At 71.1% G+C, this 20,740-nt stretch carries 22 protein-coding genes and 1 tRNA gene; 10 read left to right on the top strand and 13 right to left on the bottom strand.

Annotation, left to right across the window (positions count from 1 at the left end):
• Window positions 1–91 precede the first annotated feature (91 nt).
• Window positions 92–418, bottom strand: coding sequence for an antibiotic biosynthesis monooxygenase (locus tag FHY05_RS12290; RefSeq protein ID WP_183944686.1), 327 nt, complete (start codon window positions 416–418; stop codon window positions 92–94).
• A 150-nt stretch (window positions 419–568) separates the two neighbouring features.
• Here FHY05_RS12290 and FHY05_RS12285 point away from each other — a divergent pair, with 150 nt between their 5' ends.
• Window positions 569–1,183, top strand: a complete 615-nt coding sequence (locus tag FHY05_RS12285) for a class I SAM-dependent methyltransferase (protein WP_183944685.1) — start codon at window positions 569–571, stop codon at window positions 1,181–1,183.
• 211 nt (window positions 1,184–1,394) lie between these two features.
• Here the strand turns inward: FHY05_RS12285 and FHY05_RS12280 are convergent, their stop codons facing one another.
• From FHY05_RS12280 to FHY05_RS12270, 3 genes are all read right to left on the bottom strand, one after another.
• Window positions 1,395–2,921, bottom strand: a complete 1,527-nt coding sequence (locus tag FHY05_RS12280) for a peptide chain release factor 3 (RefSeq protein ID WP_183944684.1) — start codon at window positions 2,919–2,921, stop codon at window positions 1,395–1,397.
• 488 nt (window positions 2,922–3,409) lie between these two features.
• A complete protein-coding gene (locus FHY05_RS12275) occupies window positions 3,410–4,087 on the bottom strand; it encodes an RlmE family RNA methyltransferase (RefSeq protein ID WP_183944683.1) in 678 nt (225 codons plus the stop codon).
• Window positions 4,088–4,112: 25 nt separating this feature from the next.
• The gene (locus FHY05_RS12270) at window positions 4,113–5,150 is read right to left on the bottom strand and encodes a Ppx/GppA phosphatase family protein (RefSeq protein WP_183944682.1); all 1,038 of its coding nucleotides are present in this window, start codon (window positions 5,148–5,150) and stop codon (window positions 4,113–4,115) included.
• Between the two features lie 149 nt (window positions 5,151–5,299).
• Between FHY05_RS12270 and FHY05_RS12265 the strand changes: the two genes are divergently transcribed.
• Window positions 5,300–5,373 (top strand) — tRNA-Gln (locus tag FHY05_RS12265).
• Between the two features lie 165 nt (window positions 5,374–5,538).
• Window positions 5,539–5,829 carry a hypothetical protein gene (locus FHY05_RS12260; RefSeq protein ID WP_183944681.1) on the top strand — a complete coding sequence of 97 codons (291 nt, stop codon included), beginning with the start codon at window positions 5,539–5,541 and terminating at the stop codon, window positions 5,827–5,829.
• A 224-nt stretch (window positions 5,830–6,053) separates the two neighbouring features.
• Here FHY05_RS12260 and FHY05_RS12255 read toward each other — a convergent pair whose 3' ends face one another.
• Entirely contained in the window at window positions 6,054–6,713 is a 660-nt protein-coding gene (locus FHY05_RS12255; RefSeq protein ID WP_311732468.1) for a hypothetical protein, read from the bottom strand.
• Between the two features lie 260 nt (window positions 6,714–6,973).
• On the opposite strand from FHY05_RS12255, the gene FHY05_RS12250 reads away from it, so the two are divergent.
• Genes FHY05_RS12250 through holA form a run of 4 tightly spaced genes read left to right on the top strand, consistent with a single transcriptional unit; the run spans window position 6,974 to window position 11,461 of the window.
• Window positions 6,974–7,408, top strand: coding sequence for a DUF3576 domain-containing protein (locus FHY05_RS12250; protein ID WP_183922552.1), 435 nt, complete (start codon window positions 6,974–6,976; stop codon window positions 7,406–7,408).
• A 14-nt stretch (window positions 7,409–7,422) separates the two neighbouring features.
• Window positions 7,423–9,924, top strand: a complete 2,502-nt coding sequence (leuS, locus tag FHY05_RS12245; RefSeq protein ID WP_183944679.1) for a leucine--tRNA ligase — start codon at window positions 7,423–7,425, stop codon at window positions 9,922–9,924.
• Window positions 9,921–10,451: an LPS assembly lipoprotein LptE gene (gene lptE / locus FHY05_RS12240; protein ID WP_183944678.1), complete on the top strand. Its 531-nt coding sequence runs from the start codon at window positions 9,921–9,923 to the stop codon at window positions 10,449–10,451. Before leuS ends, lptE begins: the two co-directional genes overlap by 4 nt.
• The gene (holA, locus tag FHY05_RS12235; RefSeq protein ID WP_183944677.1) at window positions 10,448–11,461 is read left to right on the top strand and encodes a DNA polymerase III subunit delta; all 1,014 of its coding nucleotides are present in this window, start codon (window positions 10,448–10,450) and stop codon (window positions 11,459–11,461) included. Before lptE ends, holA begins: the two co-directional genes overlap by 4 nt.
• 247 nt (window positions 11,462–11,708) lie before the next feature.
• Here holA and FHY05_RS12230 read toward each other — a convergent pair whose 3' ends face one another.
• The 6 genes from FHY05_RS12230 to FHY05_RS12205 are packed head-to-tail and all read right to left on the bottom strand — an operon-like array spanning window position 11,709 to window position 17,241.
• Window positions 11,709–12,629 carry a ParB/RepB/Spo0J family partition protein gene (locus FHY05_RS12230; protein ID WP_183944676.1) on the bottom strand — a complete coding sequence of 307 codons (921 nt, stop codon included), beginning with the start codon at window positions 12,627–12,629 and terminating at the stop codon, window positions 11,709–11,711.
• Window positions 12,626–13,408 carry a ParA family protein gene (locus FHY05_RS12225; protein WP_221191167.1) on the bottom strand — a complete coding sequence of 261 codons (783 nt, stop codon included), beginning with the start codon at window positions 13,406–13,408 and terminating at the stop codon, window positions 12,626–12,628. Before FHY05_RS12225 ends, FHY05_RS12230 begins: the two co-directional genes overlap by 4 nt.
• Window positions 13,408–14,040, bottom strand: coding sequence for a 16S rRNA (guanine(527)-N(7))-methyltransferase RsmG (gene rsmG, locus FHY05_RS12220; protein ID WP_409321737.1), 633 nt, complete (start codon window positions 14,038–14,040; stop codon window positions 13,408–13,410). The genes FHY05_RS12225 and rsmG overlap by 1 nt, the downstream gene beginning before the upstream one ends.
• Complete coding sequence (mnmG, locus tag FHY05_RS12215; RefSeq protein ID WP_311732467.1) at window positions 14,013–15,722, bottom strand: tRNA uridine-5-carboxymethylaminomethyl(34) synthesis enzyme MnmG; 1,710 nt, start codon at window positions 15,720–15,722, stop codon at window positions 14,013–14,015. Before mnmG ends, rsmG begins: the two co-directional genes overlap by 28 nt.
• 10 nt (window positions 15,723–15,732) lie before the next feature.
• Window positions 15,733–16,947, bottom strand: coding sequence for a tRNA uridine-5-carboxymethylaminomethyl(34) synthesis GTPase MnmE (gene mnmE, locus FHY05_RS12210; RefSeq protein WP_409321756.1), 1,215 nt, complete (start codon window positions 16,945–16,947; stop codon window positions 15,733–15,735).
• Window positions 16,948–17,007: 60 nt separating this feature from the next.
• The gene (locus FHY05_RS12205; protein ID WP_183944672.1) at window positions 17,008–17,241 is read right to left on the bottom strand and encodes a DUF6489 family protein; all 234 of its coding nucleotides are present in this window, start codon (window positions 17,239–17,241) and stop codon (window positions 17,008–17,010) included.
• A 116-nt stretch (window positions 17,242–17,357) separates the two neighbouring features.
• Here FHY05_RS12205 and FHY05_RS12200 point away from each other — a divergent pair, with 116 nt between their 5' ends.
• On the top strand, window positions 17,358–18,050 hold the full coding sequence (locus FHY05_RS12200; RefSeq protein WP_183944671.1) for a dienelactone hydrolase family protein: 693 nt from the start codon (window positions 17,358–17,360) through the stop codon (window positions 18,048–18,050).
• Between the two features lie 7 nt (window positions 18,051–18,057).
• On the opposite strand, the gene FHY05_RS12195 is transcribed toward FHY05_RS12200, so the two are convergent.
• The gene (locus FHY05_RS12195; RefSeq protein WP_260181529.1) at window positions 18,058–18,582 is read right to left on the bottom strand and encodes a thiamine phosphate synthase; all 525 of its coding nucleotides are present in this window, start codon (window positions 18,580–18,582) and stop codon (window positions 18,058–18,060) included.
• Window positions 18,583–18,604: 22 nt separating this feature from the next.
• On the opposite strand from FHY05_RS12195, the gene FHY05_RS12190 reads away from it, so the two are divergent.
• A complete protein-coding gene (locus FHY05_RS12190) occupies window positions 18,605–19,285 on the top strand; it encodes a YggS family pyridoxal phosphate-dependent enzyme (protein ID WP_183944670.1) in 681 nt (226 codons plus the stop codon).
• Complete coding sequence (locus FHY05_RS12185) at window positions 19,282–20,001, top strand: HAD family phosphatase (RefSeq protein ID WP_183944669.1); 720 nt, start codon at window positions 19,282–19,284, stop codon at window positions 19,999–20,001. The genes FHY05_RS12190 and FHY05_RS12185 overlap by 4 nt, the downstream gene beginning before the upstream one ends.
• On the opposite strand, the gene pdeM is transcribed toward FHY05_RS12185, so the two are convergent.
• Complete coding sequence (gene pdeM, locus FHY05_RS12180) at window positions 19,963–20,640, bottom strand: ligase-associated DNA damage response endonuclease PdeM (RefSeq protein WP_183944668.1); 678 nt, start codon at window positions 20,638–20,640, stop codon at window positions 19,963–19,965. The genes FHY05_RS12185 and pdeM overlap by 39 nt on opposite strands.
• Between the last annotated feature and the right edge of the window lie 100 nt (window positions 20,641–20,740).

Raw genomic sequence — 20,740 nt, 5'->3', positions numbered from 1 at the left:
GGGCGTGCGCAGGCGCTGCGCACGGTGGAGAACCCCCTCCGCCATCCGGCTGCGCCGCGCGGCCCCCCCCGCCTGCCACGCGGGGAGGATCTCATTCGCTCGCGGCCGACCAGCGATAATCCCGCGTCACCGTCGCGACCGTGACCGCGTAGGAATCATACCAACGTTCGCGGCCACGCGCACGTGTCGCGGCATGCTCCGGGTGGTCGCGCCAGGCGATCGCGCTCGCCTCGTCAGCCCAGTAGCTGAGCGTGATCCCGAGCCCGCCCGCATCGCGCACGCTGTCGACCCCGCGATAGCCCGGCTGTGCCGCGGCGAGCGCGTCCATCCGCGCCGCCGCCGCGGCATAGCCCGCCTCGTCGCGACCGTTCCGCCGCGAGACGAAGGTCACCACCACCTGACCGATCCGCTCGTTCATCGACCGCTCCCGCCGCGCCAACGGCCGGGCGAATAGTCGCTTGGGGGCGAGCCGCAACCCCGCTATGGCAACCGCCGCGCTTGCAAGGCGTTCGTCATCGTGGTGACACGCCGCTGTCACCATCAGGGTTCGGGAGCGACATCTTTCCACATGCCTAGTTCGACCAACGCCATGCGGCGCAGCCGCAGCAGAGCCGCCGGCGTGCCCGGTCCCTGGCAGATGTTCTTCGCCGGGTTCCTGAAGCACCCCGTGATGGTGGGGTCGATCATCCCCTCGTCGGACCGGCTGATCGCCAAGATGCTCGGCCCGGTCGACTGGGCGAACTGCAAGCTCTTCGTCGAATACGGTCCCGGCGTCGGCACCTTCTGCCGTCCGATCCTCGAGAAGATGGCGCCCGACGCGACGCTGATCGCGATCGACACCAATCCCGACTTCATCCGCTATCTCAACCACACGATCACCGATTCCCGCTTCGTGGCGGTGCACGGCTCGGCCGCGGACGTCGAGGCGATCGTCGCCGAACATGGCCATGAGGCGGCGGACTACGTCCTCTCCGGCCTGCCCTTCTCGACGCTGCCGGACGGCGTCGGCCCCGCGATCGCGGCGGCGACGCAGCGCGTGATCCGCACCGGCGGCGCCTTCCTGGTCTACCAGTTCAGCCCCAAGGTCCGGGACTTCATCGCGCCGCACTTCCCACGCATCGACCATGATATGGAATGGTGGAACGTGCCGCCCGCGCAGCTCTACTGGGGCTGGAAGGACTGAGGCGGGAGGCGGCGCCCGGCCCCGTCCCTCGCAGAGCCGTCATCCCGACCTCGTTCCAGGATCCACTCGTCCGCGGGCAGCACCGGTCCTCGATGTGCGGCACGGTAGATCGCGAGACGAGCTCAGGGTGATGGCAGGAGCGTGGGTGGTCGCTCCGAGACGCGTGCGCTCCCACGGACCGACGTTGGCTTCACGTGAAACAAGCCGCGCCTCACCGCTCCCGCGTCGCGGCGAAGCGCACCTTTGAGTAACGATCGGCGATATAGCCCACCTCCCAGGCGCTCTTCGCCAGGAACACCGGGTTGCCGTCGCGGTCCTTCGCCATCGCGCCGCGGTTGAGGTCCATGAAGTCCTTGAGCGCGGCGGGATCTTCCGCCGACACCCAGCGCGCGGTGTCGTAGGGCGCCGGCTCCAGCGCCGCCGCCACCTTATATTCCACCTCGAGCCGTGACAGCAGCACCTCGAGCTGGAGCTGCCCCACCACGCCGATGATCCAGTTGGACCCGATCTCCGGGTAGAAGACCTGCGTCACCCCTTCCTCGGCCATGTCGTCGAGCGCCTTGCGCAGCTGCTTGGTCTTGGTCGGGTCCTTGAGCTGGACGCGACGCAGGATCTCGGGCGCGAAATTGGGCAGGCCGGTGAAGCGCACGTCGGCGCGCTCGCTCAGCGTGTCGCCGACCCGCAAGGTGCCGTGGTTGGGGATGCCGATGATGTCGCCGGGGAAGGCCTCGTCCGCCACCTCGCGATTCTGCGCGAAGAACAGGATCGGCGAGTGGACCGCGATCGGCTTGCCATGGCCGGTCGGCGTCAGCTTCATGCCGCGCTTGAACGTGCCCGAGCACAGCCGCATGAACGCGATTCGGTCGCGGTGGTTGGGGTCCATGTTGGCCTGGACCTTGAACACGAAGCCGGTGACCTCGTCGTTCTCGGGCGCGACCGGCGCCGGCTCGGCCGGCTGCGGGCGCGGTGGCGGGGCGTGCTCGGCCAGCGCCGCGATCAGCTCGGCGACGCCGAAGTCCTTGAGCGCCGAGCCGAAATAGACCGGTGTGAGGTCGCCGTGACGGTACGCCTCGGGGTCGAAGGCGGGATAGCCGATCTGCGCCAGCTCGATCTCCTCCTGCCAGCGCTCGGACAGAGCGGGCGAGTCCTCGACCGTGCCGAGGAAGGCGCGGCTGTCGCCCTCGGGGCGGCTGATCCGGTTGGACGCGAGGTCGAGCACGCCCTCGAACTCGCCGCCCATGCCGATCGGCCAGCTCATCGGCGAGACGTCGAGCGCGAGCATGTCGGCGATCTCGTCGAGCAGCTCGAAGACCGGCCTGCCCTCGCGGTCGACCTTGTTGACGAAGGTGATGATCGGCACCGAGCGCAGCCGGCACACCTCGAACAGCTTGCGCGTCTGCGGCTCGATCCCCTTGGCGGCGTCGATCACCATCACCGCCGAGTCGACCGCGGTGAGCGTGCGATAGGTGTCCTCCGAGAAGTCCTCGTGGCCCGGCGTGTCGAGCAGGTTGAAGGTGATGCCGTCATGCTCGAACGTCATCACCGAGGAGGTGACCGAGATGCCGCGCTGCTGCTCGATCTTCATCCAGTCCGAGCGCGCGCGCCGATTCGCGCCGCGCGCCTTGACCTCGCCGGCGAGATGGATCGCGCCGCCGAAGTACAGCAGCTTCTCGGTCAGCGTGGTCTTGCCCGCGTCGGGGTGGGAGATGATCGCGAAGGTGCGGCGGGGGGAGGTCATTGCGGGGGTCCGGATCGGGGCGCGCGCGGCGCGAATGTTGAGAAAGTTGAGTCGCTGAACGGTGTCGGGCTGGGCGGGAGCGCGAATGTTGCGAATGTTGAGTCGCTGGCGGATGGGCGGCGGTGGCGGGAACGGGTGGTGGGGCGAGGGAGCGCCCCGCCGCGCGTGCCGATAGCAAAGCGCGGCGATGTGGGACAGGGGCGGCGCGGTGGGTGGCTGGCGCGCGCTTGTCTCCGTCGCGGCGGCGCTTCGAGACGAGGCTTCGACAGGCTCAGCCTCTCCTCAGCGCGAACGGTCAGAGTGTGTAGCGACGGATGTTGAGGCGGCACAGCTCTGCTTCTCCGTGCTCCGCTCCCGCGCTCGTGCTGAGGAGCCGCTGAGCTCGTCGAAGCGGCTGCTCGAAGCACTTGGCGCGCTGATACGAGCGCGAGCTCAGGCTGTGCGCCCGCGAGGCTCCCACGGATGAACGGGCGCACCTGCCGCGACCCTTACTCCTCCGCCGGCTCGCCGCGCCCCTTGAAGCCCTGCGCCACCACGAACCACTCGACCGATCCCTTGCGGCTCGCGGGCGGCTTGGCGTGCTTCACCGCGGTGAAATTGCGCTTCATCTCCGCCACCAGCGTTGAGTCGGCGCCGCCGGCGAAGACCTTGGCGACGAAGGTCCCGCCCGGCCGCAGCACGTCGACCGCGAAGGCGAGCGCGGTCTCGACCAGCGCCATCGTGCGCAGCGCGTCGGTCTGCGGGTGCCCGACCGTATTGGCCGCCATGTCGGACAGCACCAGATCGGGCGCGCCGCCCAGCGCCGCCATCAGCGCGCCCGGCGCTGAATCGTCCATGAAGTCCATCTCGAAGATGGTGACACCGTCGATCGGGTCGACCGGCAGCAGGTCGATCCCGACCACCGCGGCGCCCGGCGCCTGGCGCCGCACCACCTGGCTCCACCCGCCCGGCGCGATCCCGAGATCGACCACCCGCTTCACGCCCTTGAGCAGACCGAATCGCTCGTCCAACTCGATCAGCTTGTAGGCGGCGCGGCTGCGATAGCCCTCCGCCTTGGCGCGGCGGACATAGGGATCGTTGAGCTGGCGTTCGAGCCAGCGGGTGGATTGCGCGCTGCGGTTGCGCGCGGTCTTGACGCGTTGGCGCCCCGCTCCGGTGCCCCTCACGCCCCGCGACGTCCCATCGCGCGAGTCACGCCTCGGTTTCCATCAGCCGGCGCAGGATGCCCTCGCGGATGCCGCGGTCGGCGACGCCGAGCCGCTCCGCCGGCCACAGGTCGAGGATCCCCTCCAGGATGGCGCAGCCCGCCACCACCAGGTCGGCACGTTCGCGGCCGATACAGGGAAGCTGCGCGCGCTCGCCGAGCGACATCGCCGCCAGCTCCTGGCTGATCTGGCGCATCGCCGCGGCGGGCGCGATCAGCCCGTCGACCTGCGAGCGGTCGTAGCGCTCGAGCCCGAGATGGACGCTGGCCAGCGTCGTCACCGTGCCCGAGGTACCGAGAAGCCGCGGGGGGGGCGCCGGGCGCGGCAGCCGGGCGGCGAAGGGCGCGAAGCTCTCCGCCACCAGAGCGCGCATCCGCTTGTAGGCACGCGCGCGCTCCTCGGCCGAGGCGCCGCCGCCCGCGCTTTCGGTGAGCGAGACGACGCCCCAGGGCGCGGAATGCCAGTCGCGCACCACCGGCACGGTGGTGTCGGCGTCGATCAGCACCAGCTCGGTCGAACCGCCGCCGATGTCGAACACCAGCGCCGGGCCAGTGCCGGGCTCGAGCAAAGCGTGGCAGCCGAGCACCGCGAGCCGCGCCTCTTCCTCCGCCGAGATGATGTCGAGGTGGATGCCGGTCTCGGCGCGGACACGCGCGATGAAGTCGGTGCCGTTGCTGGCGCGGCGGCACGCCTCGGTCGCGACCGAGCGCGCCAAGGTGACGTTGCGACGGCGCAATTTGTCGGCGCAGACGCGCAGCGCGGCGATGGTGCGCTCGATCGCGGCGTCGGACAGGGCGCCGTTGTGCGCCAGCCCCTCGCCGAGCCGGACGATGCGCGAGAAGGCGTCGACGACCGCGAAGCCGTCGCCGTGCGGTCGCGCGATCAGCAGCCGGCAATTGTTGGTGCCGAGGTCGAGCGCGGCGTAATGCCGCGCGCCGCCGCGCGCGGTGCGCGGCTGGGGTCGGGCCGAACGGGCAGGGGCGTCTCCCTGCCGGCGCGGCAATTGGGCGGGGAAGTCCACCATTGCCGTCAGACTCTCTCATCTCTTCCGGACGCGACCCGCGCGCGACGCGCGATCACCCGGTGCTTGATGGTAACGCTACACGCTGCGGCGACGAGCGGCAAGGCGGCCATTGACAGCGCTCGCCGCGCCTTCTAGTTGCGCCCCCCTGTTGCCCCGTCGTCTAACGGCAAGACTACGGACTCTGACTCCGTCAATCGTGGTTCGAATCCACGCGGGGCATCCAGCTTCTTCGCCGTCGTCGTATCAGGTCCCGGTACCGCCTCGTCGCGGACGACCGGCGCATATGCGCGTCTGGACCCGATCGATGAATCACCGGCCGACCGCGCGAGTTAACCGGCGACCGCGCGCGCGCGTCCGGCGTGCCGTCGCGGCAGAGGAAGGACTTGCCATGAAGATCCAGCACGTCGCCGCCGCCCTGAGTGCTGCCACGCTGCTCGCCGCTGGGCCGGTCGTCGCGCAGACGACGCACGAGACCAAGGTCGATCACGACACGCGTGTCCACGACGGCACCGCCACCACCACCACCCGAGTCACCGAGACGAGCAAGCGCAAGACGCGCCAGCCAAAGAAGATCCTGGGCGTCAAGGTAGGCCACAAGACCGAGACCACCAAGATCGTGCGCGAGACCGCGGTGAGCTCCAACGGCGACCACAAGACGGTGGTGAAGACCAGCCACTGAGATCCGGTGCCGGCGTCGCGTCGGAGGCGCCGGCAATAAGGTTGATCTCGCGCTGGGAGGACCTGTCCCCAGTAGCCCGGCGCCGTCGGTCAGCGATGCTCCCCCACGACGCAGCTGCTATCACCCGACATCATGGGCCAGGCCGCCGTGCGATCCGTTGCGATGCCGACGTCGTCGCGCGTCCATGACGACGAGCGCCGCCGTCACGACGACCGCGCGTCCCCTCAGAACCGGAACGCCGTTCCCACGTAGACCGCCTGGCTGTCGCGGCGCTCGTCGTCGATCCGGGTCAGCCGGTCGCGCTCGCTCTTCAGCCGCATGCCCGCGGTCAGGTCGAGGTTGCGCGTGAGCGAGTAGCTGCCGCCGACGTCGAGCGAGTAGGACTGCGGCTCGGCCACGGCGCGCGCGGCACCCGGCAGCGCGCGGTCGCTGCTCGCGCTGACCCGACCGGTCCATTTGCTCGCCGAGTAGCTGAGCGCCACGTCTGCGGCCTCGCGCCCGCCCGGCAGCGCGCCGAGATCGACCTTGGCGAGGTCGCCCGAGACGGCGAAGCGCTTCCAACCGACCGCGACGCCGAGATTGTACGCGATCGGCGCGACACCCACCGTGGTGGGCGTCGTCGAGACGAGCCGCGCCTCGTCGCGCGCGGTCGCCGAGGAGCGCGCGCGCACCGCGACGGTGACCGCGCGATTGCCGCTGCGCGACTCGGACGGGGTGAAGCGGAAGCCGCTGGCGTCGAGCCCGCCGCGCGCGAACAGCGCCGCCAGCTTGGGATCGGCGGCCGACGGAGTGAACGATCCCGCGAGTCGCGGCATCGCGGCATCGCGGCCCGCCGACCTCGGCGCCGAGTCGGGCGCGCCGAGCGCGGGGACAGCCAGGAGCACGGCGACCAATGTGGCCCCCGAGACACATGCTGCGATGTGGCGACCTGCGGCCACGATCTCGTCCATCCCCTTTATGCCCGGCGAGTCTGCACGCCGGCCTCTGGAGCGGGCGTAACAGGATTCAGTTCCTTGTCCACCGGGGGGGTGGCTCTTTTCGGAAACTCTGTTGCACTATGTCCACAATGAGGCGCGCTTGCCCGGCGCGGGGGCCGCGGGTAGAGCGGACCGGATACCCGTTGCTGCCCTGAAGGACCTTGCCGATGCTCCGCCCCTCGCGCCTCGCGGTTGGCCTGTTCGCCGCCCTCGCTTTGTCCGCCTGCGGCGGCAAGGCGGCGCGCCCCGAGGGTGACCTCGCGGCCTCCAAGGTCACCACGATCGGCGTCAACAGCTACCTGTGGCGCGCGTCGCTCGACACGCTCAGCTTCATGCCGCTGCTGCAGACCGATTCCAACGGCGGGGTCATCGTCACCGACTGGTACGTCAACCCGCAGGTGCCGACCGAGCGGATGAAGGTGACCGTCTCGATCCTCGACCAGGACCTGCGCGCCGACGCCGTCCGCGTCGCCGCGCTGCGCGAGATCAGCCGCGGCGGCCAGTGGATCGCCGCGCCGGTCGAGGCCGCGACGACGCAGAAGCTCGAGGACATCATCCTCACCCGCGCGCGCGACCTGCGCCGCGGCGCGATCACCGGCTGAGGCACCGACCCAGGATGGCGTCACGCTTCAACGCGCTCAAGGCCGACACGCACTGGCAGCAGGTGTGGGACGAGTCGCAGACCTTCGCGGCGCGGGACGACAGCCCCAAGCCGCGCAGCTACGTGCTCGAGATGTTCCCCTATCCCTCGGGGAAGATCCACATGGGGCACGTGCGCAACTACACGATGGGCGACGTGCTCGCGCGCTTCCGGCGGATGACCGGACATGAGGTGCTCCACCCGATGGGGTGGGACGCGTTCGGCATGCCCGCCGAGAATGCCGCGATGGAGAAGAAGGTCCATCCCGGCGAGTGGACCCGCCAGAACATCGCGGCGATGAAGGCGCAGCTCAAGCGGCTCGGCTTCGCGCTCGACTGGTCGCGCGAGCTCGCTACCTGCGACCCGAGCTACTACGGCCACGAGCAGTCGCTGTTCCTCGACTTCTACCTCGCCGGTCTGGTCTTCCGCAAGGAGTCGGCGGTCAACTGGGACCCGGTCGACATGACCGTCCTCGCCAACGAGCAGGTGATCGACGGCCGCGGCTGGCGCTCGGGTGCGCTGGTCGAGAAGCGCAAGCTGTCGCAATGGTTCCTGCGCATCACGCGCTTCGCCGACGAGCTGCTCGAAGGCCTCGGCTCGCTCGAGCATTGGCCCGACAAGGTGCGGCTGATGCAGGAGAACTGGATCGGGAAGAGCCAGGGGCTGCAGTTCCGCTTCGCGCTGAGCGACGGCGACAGCGTCGAGGTCTTCACCACGCGGCCGGACACGATCTTCGGCGCCAGCTTCGTCGCGGTCGCGGCCGATCATCCGATCGCACAGGCGCTCGCCGCGCGTGATCCCGCCGCCGCCGCCTTCATCGAACGCTGCAAGCAGGGCGGCACCACCGCCGCCGAGCTCGAGACGCAGGAGAAGCTCGGCTACGACACCGGGCTCACCGCGGCGCATCCGCTCGGCGCGGGGCACCTGCCGGTGTACATCGCCAACTTCGTGCTGATGGAATACGGCACGGGCGCGGTGTTCGGCGTACCCGCGCACGACCAGCGCGACTTCGAGTTCGCCAGCAAATATGCGCTGCCGATCCGCCGCGTCGTCGCCGACGGCGAGCGCACCGATCCCGCGTTCGACGGCGGCGAGGCCTACACCGGCCCGGGTACCTTGGTGAACTCGCACTTCCTCGACGGCCTCGCCGTGGAGGAGGCCAAGCGAGTCGTGATCGAGCGCGCCGAGCGCGAGGGCTGGGGGCAGGGCTCCACCGTCTACCGCCTGCGCGACTGGGGCGTCAGCCGCCAACGCTACTGGGGCACGCCGATCCCGATCATCCACTGCGACGCCTGCGGCGAGGTGGCGGTGCCGCGCGAGCAGCTGCCGGTGGCGCTGCCCGAGGATGTCAGCTTCGACGTGCCGGGCAACCCGCTCGAGCGCCACCCGACGTGGAAGCACGTCAGCTGCCCGCAGTGCGGCGGCGCTGCGCTGCGCGACACCGACACGCTCGACACCTTCGCGGACTCGTCCTGGTATTTCATCCGCTTCGCGAGCCAGCCCGAGGATCGGCCGTTCGACCGCGAACAGGCCGAGCGCTGGCTGCCGGTGGGGCAGTATATCGGCGGGGTCGAGCACGCGATCCTGCACCTGCTCTACGCGCGCTTCTGGACGCGCGCGCTGCGTCACGTCGGGCTGATCGACCTGGCCGAGCCGTTCACCGGACTGTTCACCCAGGGGATGGTGACGCACGAGACCTACAAGGCCGCGGACGGCCGCTGGCTCGCGCCCGAGGAGATCGGCGGCGGGGTCGAGCTCGCCACCGGCGCGCCGGTGACGGTCGGCCGCGTCGAGAAGATGTCCAAGTCGAAGAAGAACACGGTCGATCCGGCGCCGATCGTGGATCAGTACGGGGCAGACGCGGTGCGCTGGTTCATGCTCTCCGACTCCCCGCCCGAGCGCGACCTGGAGTGGAGCGAGAACGGTATCGAGGGCGCGTGGCGCTTCGTCCAGCGGCTGTGGCGGCTGTTCGACGCGCTCGGCGAGGGTGCGGCCGGCGAGGGCACCGAGCCGGCGCTCGACCGCAAGCTCCACCAGACGATCGCCGGAGTCGCCGCCGACGTGGAGGCACTGTCGTTCAACAAGGCGGTGGCCAAGCTGTACGAGCTGGTCAACGCGATCGAGAAAGCGGCGCCGTCCGCCTCACGCGATGGCGCGGTGCGCACGCTCGTCCAGCTGGTCGCGCCGATGGTGCCGCACATCGCGGAAGAAGCCTGGGCACTGCTCGGCGGTGAGGGGCTGGTGGCCGACGCGCCCTGGCCGTCGGTCGATGCCGCGCTCCTCGTCGAGGACGAGGTCACCGTCGCGATCCAGGTCAACGGCAAGCTGCGCGACACGCTGACGCTCCCCAAGGGGCTCGCCCGCGAGGACGTGGAGGCCGCCGCGCTCGCCAACGACAAGGTGGCGCGCCTGCTCGAGGGGCGCGCGCCGCGCAAGGTGATCGTGGTGCCCGACCGGCTGGTCAACGTCGTCGCATGACCCGCGCGCGGCCCGGCCTCTTCCTCTCCGGCCTGATCGCGCCGCTGGCGCTCGCGCTGGCGGGCTGCGGGCTCAAGCCGCTCTACGCCGGTGGCGCCTCCAGCCCGGTGGCGGCGACGCTCGGCAGCGTCGACGTCGCGCCGATCCAGGGCAAGTCGGGCTGGCTGATGGCCAACGCGTTGCGCGACCGCCTCGGCGCGATGGGGCAGGGCGGCAGCGCCGCCAAATACCGGCTCACCGTGCGGCTCGACGACGATATCGTCGGCCTCGGCACGCGGACCGATGATTCGATCGCGCGCGAGCGGCGCACGCTGCGCGCGCGCTACCAGCTGATCGACGCCGCGCAGGGCACGGTCGTCGTCGACGCCACCGCGGGGTCGGACGCGGGGATCGACGTGGTCGGCTCGGAATATGCCACGATCGCGGCCGAGAATACCGCACTCGAGCGGCTGTCCGAGACGGTGGCGGACCAGATCGTGGCGCGGCTGGCGCTCTACGCGCGGCGGACGCAGCCGACGCCACCATGAAGGCGACCGAGGCGCGGCTCACCGCCGCGCTCGACCGGCCACCGGCCGACCTCCGCCTGTACCTGCTCCACGGCCCCGACGAGGCGACCGCGCAGGCGCACGCCGCGCGCCTGGGGCGGGCGCTGGGGCAGGCCGTCGAGCGCGTCGATCTCGACGGGGCGGCGCTGCGTAGCGATCCGGCGCGTCTCAGCGACGAGGCGGCGGCGATCTCGCTGTTCGGCGACCCGCGCTACATCCGCGTCACCAACGCGGGCGAGGAGGTGCTCGAGGCGGTCGCCGCGCTCCTCGACCTCGAGCAGGCGGGGAACCCGGTCGTGGTGATCGCGCCGACGGTCAAGGCGACCGGCAAGCTGGTCAAGGCGGCGATCGACTCGGACCGGGCGCTCGCGTTCGCCTGCTACCCGCCCAACGCGCGTGACGCCGCCGCGGTCGTCGCGGAATTGGGTCGGGTCGAGGGGCTGCGGATCGCGCCCACCGCGGTGCAACGCCTCGTCCGCGCCAGCGACGGAGACCGCGCCGTGATGGCGCGTGAGGTCGAGAAGCTGGCGCTCTACCTCGACGCGGCGCCCGATCGTCCCGCGGACGCCGACGACGAGGCGCTCGACGCGGTCGGTGCCGACATCGCGGAAGGCGATATCGGCGAGGTGGTGCTCGCCGCGACGGGGGGCGACGTGCCCGCACTCCTCGACGCTTTGCGGCGGATGGCGGCGGCGGACAGCTCGCCGATCCCGCTGCTCCGCGCGCTCGGTCGGCGTCTGCTGTCGCTCGCCGACATGCGCGCGGCGATCGACTCGGGTGAGGGGGTCGAGCAGGTGATGAAGCGCCATCGCGTCTTCTGGCGCGAGGAGGCGAGCACCGCGGCGGCGTTGCGGCGCTGGCGGCTCCCCGCCCTGACGGCCGCGCTCACGGCAGCGCGGCGGACCGAGCGCGAGGTGATCGCCGCCGGCCCCGCCGGACGCGTGATCATGGAGACGTTCCTGCTGCGGCTGGCGCAGCGGGTCGCGCGGTAGCGGACTGAAGCCCGCGCTCGGGATCGCGGGAGGCGTCGTGAGGCGGTCTCGGTAGCGCGAGCAGGAGGCCATCGCGCCGCCACCCGGCAGCGAGCGCTAGCTGTGCTGGTGGTGGGCCACTCGGCGTCACCTCGCCGCCGCGTGAGCGATCGATTCTCTCACGCGCGGCCTGGGGCAGCCGCGGGCCTGACACGACGTCGCGCCCGCGCGGGCACGAATCCTGGCCGTCCCGCGCGGCCGTGGAGTGTCAGATCCGCTCACCGCTCAGCCGCTGGCAGACCATGTCGAGCTGCTCGAGCGAGCTGTAGTCGAGCGTGATCGAGCCGCGTCCATCCTCGTTGAAGGCGATGTGGACGTTGAGGCCGAGGAGGTCGGCGAGCTGGTTCTCCAAGGCGGCGATGTCGGCGCTGCCTCCGCCCGCCGGAGCGATCGCGCGCGCACCACCGCCGCCGCCGCGCGGCGTCGCGCCGGCACCGCGCTTGTCGCTGCTCGCGAGCTTCTCGGTCTGGCGCACCGACAGACCCTGGGTGACCACCTGATCGGCGAGCGCGACCGGATCGTCGGCACCCACCATCGCCCGCGCGTGACCCATGGTCAGCGTACCGCTGACCACGCGCGACTGCACCTCGTCGGGCAGGTCGAGCAGTCGGAGCAGATTGGCGACGTGGCTCCGCGACTTGTGCACGGCCCGCGCGAGCGCGTCCTGCGTATGGCCGAACTCGTCGATCAGCCGCTGATAGGCGCGCGCTTCCTCGATCGCGTTGAGATCCTGCCGCTGGATGTTCTCGAGCAGCGCGATCTGCAGCGTCTCGCTGTCGCTATACTCGCGGACGACGACGGGCACCTCGTGGAGCCGAGCGCGCTGCGCCGCGCGCCAGCGCCGCTCGCCCGCCACGATCTGATAGTCATGGCCGTGCGGACGGACGATGATCGGCTGGATCACCCCACGCTCGGCGATGGAGGCGGCGAGCTCGTCCAGCGCGGCCTCGTCGAAATGGCGTCGCGGCTGCTCCGGATGGGGCGCGATCGCCGAGACCGGGATCATCCGCACCGCACCGCGCGCCGGCGCCTCGCCGGCGTCGCGCTCGTCCTGCGCGGCGTCTCCGAGTAGGGCGTTCAGCCCGCGCCCGAGGCCACCCCGCGCGCGCCGCGCTCCTGCATCGCTCATGCTGCAACATTCTCCTCTCGCGGCAGACGCTGGATCAGCTCGCGCGCCAGCGCCATATAAGCCTCGGATCCACTGCAGCGGTGATCGTAGATCAGCGCCGGCAGTCCATGGCTCGGCGCCTCGGAGAGGCGCACGTTGCGCGGGATCACCGTCTCGAACACGACCTTGCCGAGCACCGCGCGCACGTCGGCCGAGACCTGCTCGGTAAGCCGGTTGCGGCGATCATACATGGTCAGCGCCACGCCTAGGATGGAGAGTGACGGATTGAAGCGTGACCGGATCCGCTCGACCGTGTTGAGGAGTTGACTGAGTCCCTCGAGCGCGAAGAACTCGCACTGGAGCGGGACGAGCAGCGCATCGGCGGCAACCATGGCGTTGATGGTGAGCAGGCCGAGCGAGGGCGGGCAGTCGATCAGCACCACGTCCCACGCGCGTTCCGCCCGATCGATCGCGCGGCGCAGTCGGTGAGTACGGTCGCTCGACTCGACCAGCTCGATCTCGGCGCCGGAGAGATCGACCGTCGCCGGGATGACGTCGAGCTGCGGGATACCGCTCGGCACGGCAGCCTCGGCGAGGCCGGCGTCATCCAGCAGCACGTCATAGGTCGACCGCTCACGCTGCGCCTGTGCGATGCCTAGACCGGTGGATGCATTACCCTGCGGGTCGAGGTCGATCAGCAATACGCGATGGCCGGAAGCGGCAAGGGCGGTCGCCACGTTGATCGCGCTGGTGGTCTTGCCGACCCCGCCCTTCTGATTGGCGATAGCGATGCAGAACATCAGGCAGATACTCCGTCGGCGATGACGATGAGTGACGCAGGGTCGGTGACGCTGTGTTCCACGTGGAACATACCCTGCCAGCCCGCCCTGGCGAGATCAATCTCGGCGGCGCCGCCGCGACCTCGTGGCAGGACCAGGCGAGTGCTGCGATCACGAAGATGCCGCGTCATCCTGAGCAGTTCGTCGAGGGAGGCGACCGCGCGCGCGGAGATGACGGCGTAGTGCCGCGGTGGCAGCGTCTCGACCCGTCCGCGCACGACCGTGGCATTATGAAGGCCGAGCTCAGCCGCCGCCGCCGAGAGGAAGTCCACCCGGCGAGCGCGGGGTTCGACCATTGTCACCGGCCTGTCGCTCAGCGCGGCGATCACCATACCGGGGAAACCGGCGCCGGTCCCGATGTCGAGCCATTCGCCGCCGCGGCCCGCGAGGTCGAGCAACTGCGCGGAGTCGAGCAGGTGACGCGACCAGATCTGCTCGACTGTGGCGGGAGCGATCAGGTTCTGCCGCTCATTCTCGGCGATCACCAACTCGCCGAGGCGATCCAACCGCGCCGCCGCATCATTACCGTGACGCTCGACCACCCACAGACGTGCCTCTTCCTCCGTCACGTCGATTTCCGCGCGTGCAGCCACAAGGCGGAGAGCGCCGCGGGTGTGACGCCGCGTACCCGCGATGCCTCGTCGAGCGTCGTCGGACGTGCCAGGGTGAGCCGCTCGATCATCTCGGTCGAGAGGCCGGGGATACGTGGCAGTGCGTCGAGCGGGGGAATGGCGACTTCGCGATCGGCGCGCATCTGCGCCACCTCTCGCGCCTGGCGCTCGAGATACGGTGCGTAGCGCGCGTCCTCCTCCACCTCGCGGCGAACGTCCAGGTCGACGTCGCGCAGATCGCCCGCTCGCGCCCGCTCGCGCATCTCCTGCCGCTTCTCGAAGGAGACGCGCCGATCGTCCCGTACGATGCCGCCTGCCACGCCCATGCCGGTGAGACGAGTCTCGGCATTGTCGGCCCGCAGCGCCAGCCGATACTCCGCGCGAGCGGTGAGCATCCGGTAGGGCTCGCTGACGCCCTGCAGCACGAGGTCGTCCACCATGACTCCCATATAGCCGGTCGCGCGATCGCAGACGAACGGGTCGAGCGAAAGCGCATGGGCGGCGGCGTTACAACCCGCGATCAGCCCCTGCGCAGCCGCTTCCTCGTAACCCGTGCTACCGTTGATCTGCCCGGCGCAGAACAGGCCGGGAAGGACATGTAGCGCAAGGCGATGGTCGAGCGAGCGCGGATCGAGGAAATCATACTCGACCGCATAGCCATAGGTGGCGATCCGCGCGCGCTCGAGCCCCGCTATGCTGCCGATCAGGCGATCCTGGGTCTCGCGCGACAATGAGGTGGAGATGCCGTTGGGGTAGACGAGGTGATCGTCGAGGCCCTCGGGCTCCAAGAAGATCTGGTGGCCATCGCGATCGCCGAACCGGTGTACTTTGTCCTCGATCGACGGGCAGTAGCGCGGGCCGTGGCCCTCGATCGCGCCGGCGAACAGGGGAGACTCGGCGAGGCCAGCGCGGATGATGTCGTGTCCCCGCGCGTCCGTGCGCGTGATCGCGCAAGCGAGTTGGGGTGGGGGCGCCGTCGGGGGCAGAAGGAACGACATGCGCCACGCCTCCTCGTCCGACGGCTGACGCTCGAGCCGCGCCCAGTCGATCGTGCGGCCGTCGAGCCGGGGAGGCGTCCCCGTCTTCAATCGCCCGATCGGGAGGGCAAGTGACCGCAGTTGCTCACTCAGGTGCCGGCTCGGACGCTCGTCGATGCGACCGCCGTCGAGCCGCTCAGCACCGCGGAACAGCCGGCCACCGAGGAAGGTGCCTGTGGCGAGCGTTACAGCGGACGTGAGGAACGTGTCGCGGTCGGTTCGCACCCCGGCGACGCGACCGCCGCTCAGGACGAGCGCCAACGCCTCATCTTCGACGATCGTGATCGACGCATATTCTCGAAGCTGAGACTGGATCGAGTCGCGGTAGCGCCGTCGATCGGCCTGCACGCGAGGTCCCTGGACAGCGAGCCCTTTCGAGCGATTGAGCATCCGGCGATGGATCGACGCCGCGTCCGCCGCGACTGCCATGAGCCCGTCGAGCGCGTCGATCTCGCGGACGAGATGCCCCTTGCCAACCCCTCCGATCGAGGGATTGCAGGACATGGCTCCGATCAGGTCGGCTCGCTGCGTCAGGAGCAGGACCGAGGCGCCGCGGCGAGCCGACGCGGCAGCCGCCTCAGTTCCGGCGTGACCGCCGCCGATCACCACAACATCGTAGTGTTTCACGTGGAACAACTCACTTGCCGAGGCAGAAGCGTCCGAACAGGGCGTCCAGCATCGCCTCGGTCGCGTCTCGACCAACTAGACCTCCCAACCCGCGCCGCGCAACGCGCAAATGCTCGGCGCTGATGATCAGATCTTCCTCGGAGCACGAATCATCGAGATGCTCGCGGATGTCCGCGAGGGCAGCGCGTTGCGTCTGGCGAAGCGCCATCGGCGAGGTAAGCGTCAGCGCGTCCGCACCGATGCGCGCGAGCCGCTCCCACAGGAGCGTGACCGTGTCCGGCCGCAGCACCGACACCGAGATATCGGAGGCGGGGTGCATACCGAGGTCCGCCTTGGCGCCGACGCGGATCGATCGATCGGGCGCTTCGTCTGGCGCGCCGAGCCACAGGATCACGTCGGCTCGCTCGGTGAGCGCGCGCGCGCGCTCCACTCCGATCCGCTCGACGACATCGTTCGTCGCCTCTGCCAACCCGGCGGTGTCGCAGAGCCGGTAGGGGATCCCGCCGCGGACGACCTGAGCCTCGATCACGTCGCGGGTCGTGCCCGCGATCGGTGTCACGATCGCCGCCTCACGGCCGAGCAGCGCGTTGAACAGCGACGACTTGCCGGCATTGGGCGGCCCGGCGAGGACAACGAGCAGGCCGTCGCGTAGGCGCTCCACCGTGGGCTGCGCGAGAAGGACGTCGATCTCCTCGCGCAGGCGCGCGACGGTGCCACGCCACGCGTCGCTCGCACCGGAGACGACGTCGGCTTCCCCGTCATAGTCGATCGTCGCCTCGATCAGCGCGGCCGCATCGCTCAGCGTGTCCAGCCACCGCGCCAGCGTGTCGCCGAGCGTGCCCTCGCTCGCTGCCAGGGCGGCGCGCCGCTGCGTCTCGGTCTCGGCCTCCAGCAGGTCGGCCAACCCTTCCGCCTGGCTGAGGTCGATCCGACCGTTCGTCAGCGCGCGTCGGGTGAATTCTCCGGGCTCGGCCGGTCGCAGGCCCGGACACGCGGCGAGTGCACCGGCGACCGCGGCCACCACGGCGCGACCGCCGTGAAGATGCAGCTCGACGAGATCCTCCCCCGTCGCGCTGTTCGGACCGGGGAACACGAGCACCAAGGCGCGATCCAGCGGCGCACCCGCGCCGTCGCGCAGCGTCCGCAGGCCGGCGCGGCGGGGCAGGGGGAGTGGGCCCGCCAGCGCCTCCGCCGCCGGGATCGCGCCATCGCCGCTGACGCGCATCACGGCGATCGCCGCGGGCGGCGCACCGCTCGACAGCGCGTAGATCGTGTCCGCGCCCACTCAGCCCGACTTGCCACCGTTGGACGCGAAGAGCTGCCGCCACACCTCCATTCCGGCGTCCCCCATCGGCGTCCAGCTCCGCATCATCGCCGTGACCGTCTCGGGAGCGATGCGGCCGTCGAACGCCTCGCGCAGGCGCGACAGATAGAGGTCGTGCAAGGGAGTGAGGTCGGGGAGGCCCATCATCCGGCGCGCCTCTTCGGGTGTGCAGTCGAGCTCGATCGTCACCTTCATCGCCGCGGCTCCTTGAGCGCGCCCGGCGGGCGCGATAGCGTCGCCCGGCTTATGCCCGTGATCGCCGATGCTCCGCAACGTCCGCGGAGCAGCGCGGGTACCAGGAGAGAGCCGCCATGACCGCCCTCGCTACCATCACCGCGCTCGACGGCGGTGAGATGCCCGTCTATCGCGCCGACCCCGCCGGTACCCCGCGCGGGGCGATCGTCGTGATCCAGGAGATCTTCGGCATCAACGCCGGCATCCGCCGCAAGTGCGACACGCTGGCCGAGGCGGGCTACCTCGCCGTGGCGCCCGATCTGTTCTGGCGGATCGCGCCGGGCATCGAGCTCGATCCCGATACCGCGCCCGAGATGGAGCGCGCGCTCTCGCTGATGGGCCAGTTCGATCAGGACGGCGGCGTGCGCGATATCGAGGCGGCGATCCGCTACGCGCGCGTCGAGAGCGGCAAGAAGGTGGGCGCGGTCGGCTACTGCCTCGGCGGACGGCTGGCCTATATGACCGCGGCGCGCACCGACGTCGACGCCAGCGTGGGCTATTACGCGGTGGGGATCGACGGGCTGCTCGGCGAGAAGCACGCCATCGCGCGCCCGCTGCTGCTCCATGTCGCCGGCGCCGACGGCTTCGTCGACGCGGCGACGCAGCGGGCGATGCACGACGGGCTCGACGACCACCCGCGCGTCACGCTCTATGACTATGCCGGCGAGGATCACGGGTTCGCCACTGAGTTCGGGAAGCGCCGCTCGGACGCCGCGGCCGAGCTGGCCGACGAGCGCACCGCCGCGTTCTTCGCCGAGCATATCGGCTGAGGCGCGCTCAGCCGTCGCCCGCGCCCCACGCGTCGATCGCGGCATAGCCGCCGAAACCGAGCGCGCGCAGCCGGTGGCGGTAGCGGCGCTCGTCCACCCCGCCGAGCGCGATCGCCCCGAGCGGCAGCCCGCGCGCGATCGCGGCGGCGCGCAGCGGACCGAGCGCCCGCGCGCCGGGATGCGAGCGGGTCGCGAACACGGGCGAGACGAAGACCAGCGCCGCGCCCGCGCGCACCGCCATGATCGCCTCCGGGCGCGAGTGTGCGGGCCAGGTCACCAGACCGGGCCCGCGGCGCGCATGACGGCCGCGCTCGCCGCGGAGCGGGGTGGCGCCCGCGCGGACCAGGATCAGGCCGCGGCGCCGGGCCACCGCCGCTACGCGCGCGAACAGACGCGCGCGCTCGGCGGGGGGTGTCGCGTGGTGACGGAAGACGATCCCGCCGCCGCGCGGCAGCCGGCCGAGCGCGCGCCACAACGCCTCACCCTGGCGCTCGTCGGTCATCAGCCAGCGGTCGGGGTGGCGGGCGCGCATCGCGGCACCTATAGCGCGGGGCATGATCCAGGACGACCTCTCCCGCGATGCCGAGGCGCGGCTCGTTGCGGTGCGCGACCGCATCGCGCGCGCGGCGCGCACGGCGACGCGTGACCCCGCCGACGTGACGCTGATCGCGGTCTCGAAGACGCACGACGCCGCGGCGATCCGCCCGCTGCTCGCCGCGGGGGTGAGGCATTTCGGTGAGAATCGCGTCCAGGAGGCGCAGGCGAAATGGCCGGCGCTGCGCGACGAGCATCCCGACGCGCGGCTCCACCTGATCGGTCAGCTGCAGTCGAACAAGGCGGCGGACGCGGTGGCACTGGCGGCGGCGATCCACTCGGTCGACCGGCCCTCGCTGGTCGAGGCGCTGGCGCGCGCGATCGCGGCGCAGGGGAGGGCACCCGAGTGCTTCCTCCAGGTGAATATCGGGGCAGAGCCGCAGAAGGGCGGCTGCGCGATCGCGGAGCTGCCCGCGCTGCTGCGGCAGGCGCGCGACGCCGGCCTGCCGGTCGCCGGGCTGATGTGCATCCCGCCCGCCGAGCGCGAACCCGCGCCCTATTTCGCGCTCTGCGCCAAGCTGGCGCGTGATCATGACCTGAGCGGGCTGAGCATGGGCATGTCCGACGACGTCGAGACTGCCGTGACTCTGGGCGCCACCCACGTTCGCGTCGGCTCGGCGCTGTTCGGGGCGCGGCGATGAGCGCGGCGCCGCGCATCGAGGCGCTGCTCTTCGACTTCGACGGCGTGCTGATCGAGAGCGAGGCGAGCGGCAATCGCCACCTGGCCGACTATCTCACCGCGGCAGGCCACCCGACGTCGCCGGAACAGGCGATGGCGATGTTCATGGGCCTGTCCGGGACCGACTTCACGGGCGCGGTCGAGCGCTGGATCGGACGGGCGCTTCCCGACGACTTCCGCGCCGCGCGCCAGGCCGAGGACGAGCGCTGCCTGGTCGAGGGGATCGCCGAGGTGGCCGGAGCGGCGGCCTTCGTGCGCTCGCTGCCCGCCGACCTGCCGCGCGCGGTGGTGTCGTCGAGCCGGGTCCGCTGGATCCGCACGCACCTCCAGCACCTCGGGCTGCTCGAGGCGTTCGGCGACCACCTCTACTCGGGCGCGGAGCATGTCGCCCGCGGCAAACCGGCACCCGATCTCTACTGGCACGGCGCGGCGCAGCTCGGCGTGCCGATCGAGCGCTGCGCGGTGATCGAGGACTCGCCGGTGGGCGCCACCGGCGCGGTGGCGAGCGGCGCCTATGTCATCGGGCTGGTCGCTGCCTCGCACTGCGGGCCCGACCATGCCGAGCGGCTGCGCGCGATCGGGGTCGACGCGATCGCGCGCGACTATGACGAGGTGGCCGCGCTGCTGACGCGGCTGCGCTCAGGCGGCGAGCGGGAAGCGGAGCAGCCGGTCGGGTAGCGCGACCAGCGCCTCGGCGGGACCGCCCGCGGCGCGGCCGATCTCGGGATGGGTCGCGTCCAGCCCGCCGGTGAGCGCGCCGAAGGCGGGAAGGATCAGCTTGCGCGGGCCGGCGATGAAGCAGCGCCGCGCCACCAGCTTGCCGCGCACGCGCACGCGGAGCTTGGGGTGGAAATGGCCCGACAGCTCGGGCCGAGTCTCACCGCGCACGGCCTCGTGGCGCAGCACGACGCCGTCGACCAAGGCCTCGTCGACCGCGGCGCCGCCGCAGCGATCGACATAGATCCGGTCGTGATTGCCCGTGATCCACGTCCAGCGCGTCGCGCCGGTGAGCCGGGTGAGCAGCGCGCGCGCGTCGGCGGGGAGCCGGTCGCAGCCCTCGACGTCGTGGAAGCTGTCGCCCAGGCACCATAGTTCCGCGGGGGCGAGCGAGTCGACCAGCGCGGCCAGGTCGGTCAGCGTCGCGATCGAGTCATAGGGCGGCAGCATCTGCCCGCCGCGCGCGTACCAGCTCGCTTTCTCGAGGTGCAGGTCCGCCACCAGCAGCGCGCGCCGCGCCGGCCAGTAGAGCGCGCCCTGCGGCAGCGCGCACCAGTCGTGCCCGGCGAAGGCGAGCGCGGCGAACGGAACGGGAACCATCGCGCCTTCCATGCCCGAGACGACGCCTGCGTTCAACCACTTGCGCGCGACCGGCGGGACGTCGGGGCTTTGCCAGCGTTCGCTGGATGTTCTATCAGGA

Origin of the sequence: Sphingomonas sp. BK580, assembly GCF_014194975.1 — a bacterium.
In the GTDB taxonomy this organism is placed as follows: domain Bacteria; phylum Pseudomonadota; class Alphaproteobacteria; order Sphingomonadales; family Sphingomonadaceae; genus Sphingomonas.
The sequence above is the reverse complement of the archived record's forward strand: the minus strand, read 5'-3'. Positions and strand labels throughout refer to the sequence as shown.